A 13,186-nucleotide genomic window follows, 5' to 3' on the forward strand; every position below is an offset into this window, starting at 1 on the left:
GGCAATGCGGGTCGCCATGGCTTGGCTCCCCGCTTCCGTGGGGACCACCATGCGCTGTGCAGGTTGTCTGAGCTGGATCCCGGCTTGCGCCGGGATGACCATGCGCTGCGCGCATGGTCACTTGATGCGCATGCCGGGCTGGGCGCCGCTGTCGGGCGATAGCAGGTAGGGGCCACCGCGCTCGTCGCTGGCAGCCAGCACCATGCCCTCGCTCATCCCGAACTTCATCTTGCGCGGCGCCAGGTTGGCGACGCAGACGGTGAGCCGGCCGACCAGGGTTTCCGCTGCGTAGGCGCTCTTGATGCCGGCGAACACCTGACGCTCGCCGAGCGGGCCGAGGTCGAGCTTCAGACGCAGCAGCTTGTCGGCGCCTTCCACCGGGCCCGCTTCGGCGATGCGGGCGATGCGCAGATCGACCTTGCTGAAGTCTTCGATGCCGATGGTGTCGCTGGCGGCCGGAGCCGGGCTGGCGCTCGCGGATTTCGCGGCTGCCGGTTTCGCGGCCTCGGTAGTGGCTGGGGCCGGGGCGGGCGCAGCGGCGGCTTCCTCGGCGAGCATGGCATCCACCGCCTTGGGGTCGATGCGGGTGGCGAGCGGCTGGTAGGGCTGGATGGGGTGATCCAGCAACGGCTGCTCCAGATCGCGCCAGGACAGCGTCGCCACGCCCAGGAAGCGCTCGGCCTCGGCCGCCAGCTTCGGCAGCAGCGGCTTGAGCAGCACGCTGACCACGCGGAAGGTGTTGAGCGCCGCCGAGCAGATCGCGTGCAACTCCTGGCGCCGTGACTCGTCGGCTGCCAGCTTCCAGGGCGCGTGCACTTGCAGTTGCTCGTTGGCGCGGTCGCAGATGCCGGTGGCGAGGCGTACCACCGCCGCGTACTCGCCGGCCTCGTAGAGCGCGGCCACTTCAGCGCCATCCAGTTGCGGGGTGTAGAGCGGGCCGATGGCGCCCAGATCGGCCGCCAGCCGGCCGCCGAACAGCTTCTCGATGAAGCCGGCACAGCGGCTGGCAAGATTCACGTACTTGCCGACGATGTCGCTATTGATGCGCGCCTGGAAATCCTTGAGGTCGAGATCGAGGTCTTCCGGCGTGCTGCCCAGCTTGGCGGCGAAGTAGTAGCGCAGGTACTCGGGGTTCAGATGATTCAGATAGGTGCGCGCCCGGATGAAGGTGCCGCGCGACTTGCTCATCTTGGCGCCGTTGACCGTCAGATAGCCGTTGACGTGTAGCGCCGTCGGCGTGCGATGGCCGGAGCCGTGCAGCATCGCCGGCCAGAACAGGCCGTGGAAGTTGACGATGTCCTTGCCGATGAAGTGGTGCAATTCCGCCGCGCTGCCGGCATTCCAGTAGCTGTCGAAGTCCAGGCCCTGCTTGGCGCAGAGCGCGCGGAAGCTCGCCATGTAGCCAATCGGCGCGTCCAGCCAGACGTAGAAGAACTTGCCCGGTGCGTCGGGGATCGGGAAGCCGAAATAGGGCGCGTCGCGGGAGATGTCCCAGCCCTTGAGGCCGGCGTCGAACCATTCGCGCAGCTTGGCGCGCACCGGCGCCGGCGCCACCTGTTCCTGGCCCAGCCAGCCTTCGAGAAAGCTCTGGAACTGGCCCAGCTCGAAGAAGTAGTGCTCGGAATCGCGCAGCACTGGCGTGGCGCCGGAGACCACGCTCTTCGGGTTCTTGAGGTCGGTGGGCGAGTAGGCCGCGCCGCAGTTCTCGCAGTTGTCGCCGTACTGGTCGGGCGTGCCGCACTTGGGGCACTCGCCCTTGATGTAGCGGTCCGGCAGGAACATCTCCTTCACCGGATCGTAGAGCTGCTGGATGCTGCGCGCGCTGATCGCGCCGCCGGCCTTCAGGCGGGCGTAGATCAGCTCCGCCATCTGCTGATTTTCCGGCGAATGGGTGGAGTGGTAGTGGTCGAAGGCCACGCCGAAGTCGGCGAAGTCCTGCTCGTGGCCGGCGCGGATCGCGTCGATGAAGGCCTCCGGCGTCACCCCGGCCTTTTCGGCGGCGAGCATGATCGGCGTGCCGTGGGCGTCGTCGGCGCAGACGTAGTGCACCTGCTGCCCCGACATGCGCTGGAACCGCACCCAGATGTCGGCTTGCAGGTAGCCCACCATGTGGCCCAGATGCAGGGGGCCGTTGGCGTAGGGCAGGGCATTGGTGACGAGGATGCGGCGCGACATGGGGACCTCTACGTAGGGGGCGCGATTATGCCACCCGTGCGGCTGGCGCCCGGCGTGGGGCGGCGAGTTCAGAACCGGTTCAGGGCCTGAAACCTAGTCTGGCTTACCCGACATTCAGGAGTTCCCCATGAGCAACCTGTTGATGCGGTATGGGATCGCGCTGAGCCTGCTCGCCGTCCTGGGATTGGCGCCACTGCTGCTGACGCGCCTGCATTCGGAGTCCGCCCCGACGCCGGCCAAGATCGCGCCGGTGGAGGTGACGATTCCGGAAGCCGAGCCGGAGGATCCCTCCGGCACCAGCCGTGAGTACGTCTATTACCCCGATGGCGGCTTCTACTACGCGCCGCGCACCAAGACCTGGTTCTGGCAGGCCGACGGTCGCTGGCAGTACGGCTTGTCGCTGCCGGAGCGTTACTGGGATGCCTCCGGCTACGGTGTGAACCTGCGGCTGCGGACCGACCTGCCGTACCTGGAACACGAGCGGGTGTTCGCGCACTACCAGGAGTTGCAGCAGCTGCTCGCCTATCACCAGGACGCCGCCTCGGCGCGCGCTCCCTGACCCACGGCTGGGCAAGCGGCGCGGGTGGACGCAGACTAGCCGCCCGTTCCCACTGGTCCAGCCGGCATGAGCCCTCCACAGCCTCACCCCAAGGAGCCGGCCGTCAACACGCTGGTGGTCGAGGCGCCCTATGACCGCCGTCCCATCGGCGAGATCGCGCTCGCCGACGCGGCGGCGGTGGAACAGGCCCTGACCGGCGCCCATGCGCTGTTCCGCAATCGCGACGCCTGGTTGCCCATGCCCAGGCGCATCGCCGTGCTCGAAGGTGCCATCGCCCGCATGCAGGCGCGCGCCGAGGAGCTGGCGGTGGAAGCCGCCCGCGAAGGTGGCAAGCCGCTGATCGACAGCCGGGTCGAAGTGGCGCGCGCCATCGACTCGCTGAAGCTCTGCGTCGAAACCCTGCGCAGCGAGGCCGGCGAGGTGGTGCCGATGGGCGCCACCGCTTCCAGCGCGCAGCGCATCGCCTTCACCCAGTTGGAGCCGATTGGCGTGGTGGTGGCGGTTTCCGCCTTCAACCATCCGCTCAATCTCATTGCCCACCAGGTTGGGCCGGCGCTGGCGGTGGGCTGCCCGGTGCTGGTGAAGCCGGCCAAGGCCACGCCGCTCTCCTGCCAGCGCTTCGTCGACATCCTCCACGAGGCCGGTTTGCCGCCGGGCTGGGTGCAATTGGTGCTGCCGGTGGACAACGGGCTGACCACGGCGATGGTCAGCGATCCCCGGGTGGCCTTCCTGAGCTTCATCGGTAGCGCGGCGGTGGGCTGGAAGCTCAGGAGCCAGCTCGCGCTCGGCACTCGCTGCGCGCTGGAGCACGGCGGTGTGGCGCCGGTGATCGTCGCCGCCGACGCCGATCTCGACGCGGTGGTGCCCAGCCTCGCCAAGGGCGGCTATTACCACGCTGGCCAGGTCTGCGTGTCGGTACAGCGGGTGTATGCCGATGCCGCCATCGCCGAGACGCTCGCGCAGCGTCTGGCGGAGGCGGCGCGGCGGCTCAAGGTCGGCGATCCGACCCTGGCCGAGACCGAGGTTGGCCCGCTGATCTCGCCCGCCGAGGTGCAGCGCATCGACGCCTGGGTGAAGAAGGCCGTGGCCGGTGGCGCGCGCCTGCTGTGTGGTGGCGAGCCGCTGTCCGCCACCTGCTACGCGCCGACCCTGTTGCTCGACCCGCCGGCCGAGGCCGAGGTTTCGAACCAGGAGGTCTTCGGGCCGGTGGTCTGCATCTACCGCTACCAGCAGCTCGACGAGGCCATCGCCCGCGCCAACAGCCTGCCGGTGGCCTTCCAGGCGGCGGTGTACAGCCGTGATCTGGATACCGCCCTGCGCTGCTACCAGCGCCTCGATGCCTCGGCGGTGATGGTCAACGACCACACCGCCTTCCGGGTTGACTGGATGCCCTTCGCCGGGCTCAAGCAATCCGGCTACGGCGTCGGCGGCATCCCGCACAGCATGCGCGAGCTGCAGGTGCGCAAGATGATGGTGCTCAAATCCCGGGAGATTGTTCGCTAGGTTCTGGGGATTGCGGATTGCAGATCGCGCTCAGCTTTCCAGTAGTCGCATCAGGCCCGATTCCACCGGCCAGTCCTTGAGCTTCTGCAGCAGCCGCAGGCGCTCGGGCTGAGGTTCGCCGGCGAAGCGCTCGGCGAGCAGGGCTTCGTAGGCTTCCAGGGTGAGGCTGGCGAGCCCGGTGTCGTAGCGCAGCTTGCGCTGCACGAAGTCCTGCCAGCGGGCCTTTTCATCCTCGTCGAGAAAGTCCGGGAAATGGCGGGCGCGGTAGCGGAACAGGAGTTCGTCGTAGCGCGGGTCCTTGAAGCTGTCCTGGTAGCGCCAGAGCGCATCGCCGCTGGCGGCGCGGACCTTGGCGAGTCTGGCCTTGTCCTCGTCGGGCAGAAAGCCGCCGTAGAGCGATAGTTCCGGGTCCTGCTCGCCGTACTCGGGGGCGCTGAACACCTCCTGCACCTTGGCCGCCAGCGCCTCGCGGACCGCGTGGAGGGCCTCGCGGCGTTCCAGGCAGGCGGCGAGGTCGATGCCCCAGCGCTCGGCATCGGTCGGGCGCAGCGCCGACAGCGGCGAGAGCATCGGCGACTTGTTGAGGTGCACGCCTTTCAGCGGCAGCCGCTCGACGCCCTCGGGCAGGTCTTCGGCGCGGGCGAACACCCGCTCGCGCAGCTCCTCCGGGTCCAGGCTCAGCAGCGCCTCGATGTCCTGGCCGAGGTCGTAGGTCAGCACGCAGTTGTTGTTGGTGGGGTGACGCGCTAGCGGCACGATCACCGCCAGGCAGCCTCGGCTGGCCGGAATCTTCGCGGAGACGTGCAGCACCGGCGTCATCGCGTTCACATCGAGCAGGCTGCCGGCGTAGCGCTTGTCGCGCAGCTTCAGGGCGTGCTCGAACAGCCTCGGTTGCGCCTGCTTCAAGCGGCGGGCGAGGGCGATGGTGGCTTCGACGTCGGAAATTGCGTCGTGGGCCTTGGCGTGGTTCAGCGCGTTGGCGGCGCTCAGGTGCTCCAGCTTGAAGCTGGTGGCGCCGTCCTCCCGCTTCGGCCATTCCAGGCCCTGCGGACGCAGGGCGTGCCACAGTCGCACCACGTCGATCAGGTCCCAGCGCGAGTTGCCGCCGCGCCATTCGCGCTCGTAAGGATCATAGAAGTTGCGGTAGAGCAGATGCCGGGTCACCTCGTCGTCGAAGCGGATCGAGTTGTAGCCGGCGCCACAGCTGCCGGGTTGGCCAAAGGCCTCGGCGATCTGGCGGGCGAACTCGTATTCCGGCACGCCCAGCTCGCGCGCCTGCTGTGGGCTGATGCCGGTGAGCAGGCAGGCGTCCGGGTGGGGCAGCACGTCGATGCTCGGCTGGCAGTAGAGCAGCAGCGGCTCGCCAACCGGCTCCAGCTCGGCATTGGTGCGCTGGGCAGCGAACTGGCTCGGCCGGTCGCGGGCAGGGTCGGCCCCGAAGGTTTCGTAGTCGTGCCAGAGAAAGCTGGGGGTAGTGCTCATGCCGGTCTGCATCCGAATCTGATGGTTGGTTCAAGTTGCTGATCTGAAAGCTGCTTTTTGCATCCGGTCGTCAACCCATCCATCGGACAGCCGTTGCCAATCATCGGATGTCTCTTGCTGAACCGCATTACTACTCCCTTCCACGTCGCTCAGGATTCCTCATGATCGCTCGTAGCAAGCTGCTGAAGTCCGTGTTCACCGCTGCCGTTGCCGGCTGCGCCTCCCTCGCCGCCATGCCCGCCTCCTCGGCGTCGGCCGTCTCGGCCGCGCAGGTCCGTGTGATCCCCAATCAGTACATCGTCGTGCTCAAGCCGCAGGCGCTGCCCAAGGCCTATCGTGGCCAGGGCGTGCAGAGCCTGGTGCAGTCGGTGCTGGCGCAGGTCGGTGGCGGCCAAGTGATCAATCATTACCAGTCGGCGCTGCTGGGCTTCTCGGCGCGCTTGACCGCCAATCAGGCGGCGGCACTGGCCAAGCTGCCCTACGTGGCCTCGGTGGAAGCGGATCAGGTGATGCGCGCGACCGCCACCCAGACCGGCGCCACCTGGGGCCTGGACCGCGTCGACCAGCGCAGCATGCCGCTCAACGGCCAGTACATCTACCGCGACCAGGGCGGTGCTGGCGTCAACGTCTACGTGATCGACACCGGCCTCAACCCCAACCACAGCGAGTTCACCGGCCGCGTCGGCGGCGGTCGCAACTTCGCGCCGAACAGCGACGGCCTGATCGGCAGCCTGATCCCCGGCGGTCTGATTCCGCTCAATCTGGCGGCCCTGGACTTCGGCACCGGCCTGTTCGACGGCGGCACCGATCCGGCCGACACCACCGACTGCAACGGTCACGGCACTCACGTTGCCGGCACCGCTGTCGGCACCACCTATGGCGTCGCCAAGAAGGCCACTATTCACTCCGTACGCGTGCTCGGTTGCAGCGGCTCCGGCTCTAACGAGGGCGTGATCGCCGGTGTGGACTGGGTGGCGGCCAATGCCCAGCACCCGGCGGTGGCGAACATGTCGCTGGGCGGTGGTGATTCCGCTGCGCTGGACACCGCCGTGAAGAACCTGATCGCCAGCGGCGTCGCCATCGCGGTGGCCGCCGGCAACGATTCCGCCAACGCCTGCTCGGGCTCGCCGAACAAGGTGCCGGAGGCGATCACCGTCGGTTCCACCACCAACACCGACGCGATGTCCTCGTTCTCCAACTTCGGTGCCTGTGTCGACATCTTCGCGCCGGGCTCCGACATCACCTCGGCCGACTACAGCAACAACAGCGGCTCGGCGGTGCTGTCCGGTACCTCCATGGCCAGCCCGCATGTTGCCGGTGCCGCCGCGCTGGTGCTGGGTCTGAACCCGACCGCCTCTCCGGAGGATGTCGCCAACGCCCTGCTCGGCGACGCCACCCCGGGCGTGCTGACCGGCCTGGGCGCCGGTTCGCCCAACGCGCTGCTCTACACCGCGCACTGAGCACGGAAGCGGCAAGGAAGGCGGGCCTGGTGCCCGCCTTTTTTTGTGCCCTGGCCGCCGCCGCGAACTCTCACGGGTTTGATGGGGTGCCGGCTGTAGAGGTGACAGCAAATTCAAGTTGCGGCAGATCCCGAATCGGAAATCTTGGTCCAGATTTCAGATGATTCGTGGAACAGGAGTCCGATTGGCTGCTTTCAGCAGGCGAAATTAGGGAAGACGTTTCGCCTGGGGCCGAACAAAATCGTATTTACCAGTCCCCTCAAGGAAGAACTCATGGCCCGTCGTCCGCTGCTGAAACCCTTGTTCGCCGCTGCTCTTGCTGTCGCCGCCTCGTTTTCCGCTTCGGCCGCCGCACCCGCCAACAAGCCGGCGGTGATTCCCAATCAGTACATCGTGGTGCTGAAGCCGCAGGCGCTTCCCAAGACCCTGAAAGCACAGGGTCTGCAGGGCATCACGCAGTCGGTCTTGAGCCAGGTGGGTGGTGGCGTGGTGCTGAGTCACTACCAGTCGGCCTTGTTTGGTTTCTCGGCGCGGCTGACCGCCAACCAGGCGGCGGCGCTGTCCAGGCTGTCTTACGTGGCCTCGGTGGAGCCGGACCAGATCATGTACGCGACTGCCACCCAGACCGGCGCCACCTGGGGTATCGACCGCGTCGACCAGCGCGCGCTGCCGCTGAATGGCCAGTACATCTATCCCGATCAGGGTGGCGCCGGGGTTCACGTCTACGTGATCGACACCGGCCTCAACCCCAACCACAGCGAGTTCAGCGGCCGGGTCGGCGGTGGTCGCAACTTCGCGCCCAACAGCGACGGTCTGCTCGGCGGATTGGTGGGCGGCCTGCTGGGCGGGCTGCTGCCGATCAATCTCGGCGCGCTGGATCTGGGCACCGGCCTGTTCTCGGGGCCGACCGATCCCGCCAACACCAGCGACTGCAATGGTCACGGCACCCACGTCGCCGGTACCGCCGTTGGCAGTACCTACGGCGTTGCCAAGAAGGCCACGATCCACTCGGTGCGGGTGCTGGGTTGCTCCGGCTCCGGTTCCACCACCGGCATCGTCGAGGGCCTGGACTGGCTGGCCGCCAACGCCGAGTACCCGGCGGTTGCCAACATGTCGCTGGGTGGTGGCGACTCGCCGGCTCTGGACGTTGCGGTGAAGAACCTGATCGCCAGCGGCGTTGCGGTCGCGGTGGCGGCCGGCAACGATTCCGCCAACGCCTGCTCGGGTTCGCCGAACAAGGTGCCGGAAGCGATCACCGTCGGCTCGACCACCAAGACCGACGCGATGTCCTCGTTCTCCAACTTTGGCAGCTGCGTCGATATTTTCGCCCCGGGCTCCGACATCACCTCGGCCAACTACGCCAACAACACCGGTTCCTCGGTGCTGTCCGGCACCTCCATGGCCAGCCCGCATGTCGCCGGCGCCGCCGCCTTGCTGCTGGGCGCCAATCCGACCGCCTCGCCGGAGGAGATCGCCGACGCCCTGCTCGGCGAGGCCACGCCGGGCGTGCTGACCGGCCTGGGTGCCGGCTCGCCCAACGCGCTGCTGTACGTGGCGCATTGAGTCAGCTCGATTCAAGGCTGTACACAGAAGGCGGGCCTGGTGCCCGCCTTTTTTCTGGCCGGCGACGGGCCGGACTCCAGGGGTGCCGGTGCTAGACTGCCGGCCGTTTTTGCCCCGTCGAAACCATGACCGCCAGCCGCGAAACCCTGCTTGCCGCTCTCGACCACCATGTCGACCCTCTGCTAGGCCAGGGCTTGGTCAGCGCTGGCGTGGTGAAGTCGGTGCAGCCGGGTAGCCGGCCGCTGGTGGAGATCGAGCTGGGCTTCCCGGCCGCCGGCATCCGCGACCGCTTCTGCCAGGCGGTGGCGCAGACCCTGCGCCAGGCTTGCGGCGTGGAGGCCGAGGTGAAGCTGAGCTGGCAGATCCAGTCGCAGGCCCTGCGGCGCAACCTGCAGCCGCTGCCGGAGATCAAGAACATCATCGCCGTCGCCTCCGGCAAGGGCGGCGTCGGCAAGAGCACGGTGGCGGCCAATCTGGCGCTGGCGCTGCGCCTGGAGGGTGCGCGGGTCGGCCTGCTCGACGCCGACATCTACGGCCCCAGCCAGCCGCGCATGCTGGGGGTCGAGGGCGAGCGCCCGACCTCGCCGGACGGCCGGCGCATGCATCCCATCGAGGCGCAGGGCCTGCAGGTGATGAGCATCGGCTTCCTGATCGACGATGACCAGCCGATGATCTGGCGCGGCCCGATGGCCACCCAGGCGCTCAACCAGCTGATCGGCGAGACCGCCTGGCAGGCGCTGGACTACCTGGTCATCGACCTGCCGCCGGGCACCGGCGACATCCAGCTCACGCTCTCGCAGAAGATTCCGCTGTCCGGCGCGGTGATCGTCACCACCCCGCAGGACATCGCCCTGCTCGACGCCCGCAAGGGCCTGCAGATGTTCCGCAAGGTCGAGGTGCCGGTGCTCGGCATCGTCGAGAACATGGCGATCTACTGCTGCCCGAATTGCGGCCACAGCGAGCACATCTTCGGCGCCGGCGGTGGCGAGAAGCTGGCGCGCGACTACGACACCGAGCTGCTCGGGGCGCTGCCGCTGTCGGCGAAGATCCGCGCCCAGGCCGATGGCGGCCGTCCGACCGTGATCGCCGAGCCGGACTCGGCCGAGGCGCAGAGCTACCGTGCCATCGCCCGCACCGCCGCCGCCCGGTTGGCGCACGGTGCGGCGCAGACGGCGTTCCCCTCCATCGAGATCGCCTGAGCGATGTCGCGCCTGTGGCTGGTGCTGCTGTTGGCGCTCTGCGCCTGGCAGGCCGGCCAGTGGTGGCGCCTGCGACCGGTGCAACAGGCTGATGGCGTGCTGGCGGCGGAAGATCCGCGCCAGCAGACGGTGGTGGCCGACAGCTTCGAGTACGAGGGCTATCGGCTCAGCCCGCGCGCCAGCTATCAGTTGCGAGCCCGTCTGCTGTCGCGCGAGTCCTATCACCTGGGCCGCGAAGCCGAGCTGTCACCGCTGGACTTCGCGCTGGGCTGGGGCGTGATGTCCGATAACCGGGTGCTGGATGCACTGGAGATCAGTCAGTCCGGCCGCTACTTCTGGCTGCGCTGGGGCGAGCCGGCGCCAGCGAGCGAGAGCGAGATGCTGCGTCACTCCGCCAACACCCATCTGATTCCCGCCGACGACAGCGTGCGGCGCGCGCTCGCTAGAATGCGTCCGGGGCAGGTGGTGGCGCTGGACGGCTGGCTGGTGGATGTCGCCGCCCAGGACGGCTGGCAGTGGCAGAGTTCGCTGACCCGATCCGACACCGGTGCCGGGGCCTGCGAGCTGATGTGGGTACGCTCGGCCTCGGTATTCCTCCGTGGCAAATAACAGCAAATAACCAAGACTAGGCAACGACGGACGCGATGAGCATCAAATCGGACAAGTGGATTCGCCGCATGGCGGCGCAAGGCATGATCGAGCCCTTCGAGCCCGGCCAGGTGCGGGTGGCGGCCGACGGCCACAAGATCGTCAGCTATGGCACCTCCAGCTACGGCTACGACGTGCGCTGCGCCGACGAGTTCAAGATCTTCACCAACATCAACTCCACCATCGTCGATCCCAAGGCCTTCGACCCGAAGAGCTTCATCGACGTGAAGTCGGATGTCTGCATCATCCCGCCCAACTCCTTCGCGCTGGCGCGGACCGTCGAGTATTTCCGCATCCCGCGCTCGACCCTGGTGGTCTGCCTGGGCAAGAGCACCTACGCGCGCTGCGGCATCATCGTCAACGTCACCCCGCTGGAACCCGAGTGGGAAGGCCATGTGACCCTGGAGTTCAGCAACACCACCACGCTGCCGGCGAAGATATACGCCAACGAGGGCGTGGCGCAGATGCTGTTCTACGAATCGGACGAGGTTTGCGAGACCAGCTACAAGGATCGCGGCGGCAAGTATCAGGGCCAGCGCGGTGTGACGCTGCCGCGCACCTGAGCCTCGCGGACGGAGTGGACATGGCCAGCCTGGAAGTCCGCTTCGAGAAAATCAGCCCGGTCACCAGTCTCCTACGCTGCACCCGCAGCGATGGTCGCAGTCTGGCGATGATTACTCCGCACCAGCCGGGCCTGCCGCACGACCTGCTGCACTGGCTGGTGGAGACCGAACTGGGCTTTGGCGACGCCATGTTCGGCCAGTTGCTGCGCAACGAGAATCTGCGGGAAGACGTGGCGACCGGCAGCTTCGCCGGCTTCGACGCCGGCACCGTGGATTCGGTCAATGCCGAGACCATCGCCAGCACCCTCGACTGGGTGGACTGGAGCCAGGCGCCGGACTGGCGCGAATTACGTCGGCAGTGCGCCGAGTCCTTCGCCTACTACCACTTGCCGATGCCGACGCTGTCCGAGTCACGCTGGCAGGCGCTGCACGCGGCGCTGACCGGCATGCTGGCGCACTGGCCGGGCGTGCCGGTCGGCGGCGTGCTGGAGTTCCGCTACCCGCCGTTGGCGGAGGGCTCGGGAAAGCCGTAGCGGCGCGCGATCTCGCGCAGCACCAGCCACTCGCCGTAATGCGATTCCGCCGCGCGGGTCTCCATCGTCTTGGCCGAGGACACCCCGAGAGGCAGGCCGCTGGTGCACAGTCGGCCGTGCGGGCCAGCGGGCACGTCGAAGGCGGGCTTGTCGCCGCGCGGCGGGTTCGCGAAGTCCAGCGCGTAGGCCAGGTTCAGCGACCAGTCGGCGCGCGGCCCGATCGGGTCCAGGCCAAAGCGCCAGGTGATGAGATTGAGGATGGACTGCGGATCGAAGGGCAGCGAGCTAACGCCCTTGGCGACGCGCGGCCCGGCCAGCAGGCAGGGCACGCGAAAGCCCAGGCGGCCGTCGTTGCCCAGCGCCTTCTCCGCCTCCGACAGTGGCGCCATCGGCGGCACCACGTGGTCGAAGAAGCCGCCCCATTCGTCGTAGTTGATGATCAGCAGGGTCTTGTCCCAGTTCGGCGAGTTGCGCAGCGCCTCGTAGACCTGGTTGAGGAAGGCCTGGCCGTCACGCACGTCGGCCACCGGGTGGTCATCGTTGGAGATGCCCTGCGGGTTCTCGCCGAGGAAGCGCGGCTCGACATAGCTCACCGCCGGCAGCAGACCCAGCGAGGCCTGCAGCAGGAAGCTCGCGTAGGGCAGGCTGACGTTGAGATGCTGCTCGTACCAGAGTGCGGTCAGCGGCAGATCCTGGAAGTAGTAGCTGCCGCTGACGCCCTTCGCCGCCAGCCGGTCCCAGATGGTCGGCAGCGCGCAGCGGTCGAAGCCATTGCTGAGGCGGTCGGTTTCCCCCGAGTGCATGTAGATGCGGTTCGGGTAGGTGGAGCTGAGAATGCCGTGGTAGTACTGGTCGCAGACCGTCCAGTGTTCCGCCATGCCTTTGTAGAAGGGCAGGTCTTCGCCGGTGAAATAGCCGACCGGGAACTTGTCGGCGGGATTGAGCTTGGTGTCGTCGGTGAGCAGCCAGCCGTCGAGCTTGCCGTTGTTGAGATGCACGCGACCGCCGTTGTAGCCGTGGTCGGGGTCGGCCCAGCCGCAGCTCTGGTAGCCGTAATCGGGATCGTCGGAGAGCCGGAAGGTCTCGACGCTCTTGCCCTCGATATTGGGAAAGCGAAGCCCGGCCTGGCGGCCGTTGGCACCGGGCACCCAACCGAGCATGTGGTCGAAGGAGCGGTTCTCCATCATCACCACCACGATGTGTTCGATGCCACTGTCCTCGGGCTTGGGCAGCGTCTTGCCGGCCGGTGGATGCTGGGCCGGGACGTAGTCCTCGGGTAGGCCGTTGTCGCTCGGTGCTTCGGAACTGGCGCAGGCGGCGAACAGGGAAGCGCCGGCGGCGGAGCCGGCGAGGCCAGCCAGCACGAGGCGCCGAGAGGCGTTGAACGAATCGTGGTGAGACATGGAGCGCAACCCGCGTTCGATAGTCGGCCAGCAAGCCTAGCGGCGCGATGTTTCGTACCGATGAAGGCCGGTGGATCGGTTGTGTGTGGCTGCCTTCG

Annotated in this window: 11 protein-coding genes; 8 read left to right on the plus strand and 3 right to left on the minus strand. The window is 67.6% G+C overall.

What is annotated here, in order from left to right:
- Positions 1–117 precede the first annotated feature (117 nt).
- Complete coding sequence (metG, locus tag ED208_RS07685) at positions 118–2,175, minus strand: methionine--tRNA ligase (protein WP_123211311.1); 2,058 nt, start codon at positions 2,173–2,175, stop codon at positions 118–120.
- A 127-nt stretch (positions 2,176–2,302) separates the two neighbouring features.
- Here metG and ED208_RS07690 point away from each other — a divergent pair, with 127 nt between their 5' ends.
- The gene (locus tag ED208_RS07690; protein ID WP_123211312.1) at positions 2,303–2,734 is read left to right on the plus strand and encodes a hypothetical protein; all 432 of its coding nucleotides are present in this window, start codon (positions 2,303–2,305) and stop codon (positions 2,732–2,734) included.
- A 66-nt stretch (positions 2,735–2,800) separates the two neighbouring features.
- Positions 2,801–4,237 carry an aldehyde dehydrogenase family protein gene (locus ED208_RS07695; protein WP_123211313.1) on the plus strand — a complete coding sequence of 479 codons (1,437 nt, stop codon included), beginning with the start codon at positions 2,801–2,803 and terminating at the stop codon, positions 4,235–4,237.
- A 30-nt stretch (positions 4,238–4,267) separates the two neighbouring features.
- Here the strand turns inward: ED208_RS07695 and sbcB are convergent, their stop codons facing one another.
- Positions 4,268–5,719, minus strand: a complete 1,452-nt coding sequence (sbcB, locus tag ED208_RS07700; RefSeq protein WP_123211648.1) for an exodeoxyribonuclease I — start codon at positions 5,717–5,719, stop codon at positions 4,268–4,270.
- Between the two features lie 161 nt (positions 5,720–5,880).
- On the opposite strand from sbcB, the gene ED208_RS07705 reads away from it, so the two are divergent.
- The 6 genes from ED208_RS07705 to ED208_RS07730 all read left to right on the plus strand — a co-directional run bounded on the left by ED208_RS07705 (position 5,881) and on the right by ED208_RS07730 (position 11,685).
- On the plus strand, positions 5,881–7,179 hold the full coding sequence (locus tag ED208_RS07705) for a S8 family peptidase (RefSeq protein WP_233574929.1): 1,299 nt from the start codon (positions 5,881–5,883) through the stop codon (positions 7,177–7,179).
- Between the two features lie 273 nt (positions 7,180–7,452).
- Entirely contained in the window at positions 7,453–8,742 is a 1,290-nt protein-coding gene (locus tag ED208_RS07710) for a S8 family peptidase (protein ID WP_123211314.1), read from the plus strand.
- Between the two features lie 125 nt (positions 8,743–8,867).
- Positions 8,868–9,941 carry an iron-sulfur cluster carrier protein ApbC gene (apbC, locus tag ED208_RS07715; RefSeq protein ID WP_123211315.1) on the plus strand — a complete coding sequence of 358 codons (1,074 nt, stop codon included), beginning with the start codon at positions 8,868–8,870 and terminating at the stop codon, positions 9,939–9,941.
- 3 nt (positions 9,942–9,944) lie between these two features.
- On the plus strand, positions 9,945–10,550 hold the full coding sequence (locus tag ED208_RS07720) for a hypothetical protein (protein ID WP_123211316.1): 606 nt from the start codon (positions 9,945–9,947) through the stop codon (positions 10,548–10,550).
- A gap of 35 nt (positions 10,551–10,585) precedes the next feature.
- On the plus strand, positions 10,586–11,152 hold the full coding sequence (gene dcd / locus ED208_RS07725) for a dCTP deaminase (RefSeq protein ID WP_123211317.1): 567 nt from the start codon (positions 10,586–10,588) through the stop codon (positions 11,150–11,152).
- A 20-nt stretch (positions 11,153–11,172) separates the two neighbouring features.
- Positions 11,173–11,685: a hypothetical protein gene (locus ED208_RS07730; RefSeq protein WP_123211318.1), complete on the plus strand. Its 513-nt coding sequence runs from the start codon at positions 11,173–11,175 to the stop codon at positions 11,683–11,685.
- On the opposite strand, the gene ED208_RS07735 is transcribed toward ED208_RS07730, so the two are convergent.
- Positions 11,649–13,088 (minus strand): alkaline phosphatase family protein, encoded by a 1,440-nt coding sequence (locus ED208_RS07735; RefSeq protein ID WP_123211319.1) that lies wholly within the window; start codon positions 13,086–13,088, stop codon positions 11,649–11,651. The two genes, ED208_RS07730 and ED208_RS07735, sit on opposite strands and share 37 nt — an antisense overlap.
- Positions 13,089–13,186: the final 98 nt, after the last annotated feature.

The sequence above is a fragment of the Stagnimonas aquatica genome (assembly GCF_003730135.1).
GTDB classification, from domain to species: Bacteria; Pseudomonadota; Gammaproteobacteria; order Nevskiales; family Nevskiaceae; genus Stagnimonas; species Stagnimonas aquatica.

Excerpts from the sequence above, each read along its gene's own strand:
- metG (WP_123211311.1), bottom strand. The coding sequence starts at position 2,175 with ATGTCGCGCCGCATCCTCGTCACCAATGCCCTGCCCTACGCCAACGGC.
- ED208_RS07690 (WP_123211312.1), top strand. The coding sequence starts at position 2,303 with ATGAGCAACCTGTTGATGCGGTATGGGATCGCGCTGAGCCTGCTCGCC.
- ED208_RS07695 (WP_123211313.1), top strand. The coding sequence starts at position 2,801 with ATGAGCCCTCCACAGCCTCACCCCAAGGAGCCGGCCGTCAACACGCTG.
- sbcB (WP_123211648.1), bottom strand. The coding sequence starts at position 5,719 with ATGAGCACTACCCCCAGCTTTCTCTGGCACGACTACGAAACCTTCGGG.
- ED208_RS07705 (WP_233574929.1), top strand. The coding sequence starts at position 5,881 with ATGATCGCTCGTAGCAAGCTGCTGAAGTCCGTGTTCACCGCTGCCGTT.
- ED208_RS07710 (WP_123211314.1), top strand. The coding sequence starts at position 7,453 with ATGGCCCGTCGTCCGCTGCTGAAACCCTTGTTCGCCGCTGCTCTTGCT.
- apbC (WP_123211315.1), top strand. The coding sequence starts at position 8,868 with ATGACCGCCAGCCGCGAAACCCTGCTTGCCGCTCTCGACCACCATGTC.
- ED208_RS07720 (WP_123211316.1), top strand. The coding sequence starts at position 9,945 with ATGTCGCGCCTGTGGCTGGTGCTGCTGTTGGCGCTCTGCGCCTGGCAG.
- dcd (WP_123211317.1), top strand. The coding sequence starts at position 10,586 with ATGAGCATCAAATCGGACAAGTGGATTCGCCGCATGGCGGCGCAAGGC.
- ED208_RS07730 (WP_123211318.1), top strand. The coding sequence starts at position 11,173 with ATGGCCAGCCTGGAAGTCCGCTTCGAGAAAATCAGCCCGGTCACCAGT.
- ED208_RS07735 (WP_123211319.1), bottom strand. The coding sequence starts at position 13,088 with ATGTCTCACCACGATTCGTTCAACGCCTCTCGGCGCCTCGTGCTGGCT.